This is a genomic window from Mesorhizobium sp. M1C.F.Ca.ET.210.01.1.1 (assembly GCF_004791585.1).
Classification (GTDB): Bacteria; Pseudomonadota; Alphaproteobacteria; order Rhizobiales; family Rhizobiaceae; genus Mesorhizobium.
Genome location: NZ_SRUU01000141.1, coordinates 1 through 356, shown reverse-complemented (window position 1 = coordinate 356; position 356 = coordinate 1). Strand labels below are relative to the sequence as shown.

The following is a 356-nucleotide window of genomic DNA, read 5'->3' as shown; positions in this document are numbered from 1 at the left end:
CGCGGCCCTGCGGAGATTGGCCGTAAATGGAGAACCTGCGACCGCCCAACTGTTGCCTCTGGGCTAGAGATATCGGCAATTGATACCTATAGGCGCTCCCTGATGCTTGGCAGGCCGCAGCAACTCCCGGCTCGCTGGCAAGGCTCGCTTGAGTGCTACCTAGGTAGACGTTGCCATCGGCGTAACCGTCCACCTGGATTGACCCAGCCGAGCCAGTGGAGCAGGCCCAGCCGCGTACAAACCAGTTCCATTGCGCATCATGGGTGATTTCGTCAATCACTCCAGTAACCACCGTATCCATCGGATAGTCGGTCTGTGAAACCTCAGTGCGCGTGCGATTGGAAGCATTGTTATAG

General features: G+C 57.6%; 1 protein-coding gene. It reads right to left on the bottom strand.

Features of this window, described 5'->3' with window-relative positions; genetic code table 11:
* Positions 1 to 356, bottom strand: a 356-nt coding sequence (locus EN853_RS34425; protein ID WP_210236098.1) for a hypothetical protein, incomplete at both ends; no start/stop codon positions are given.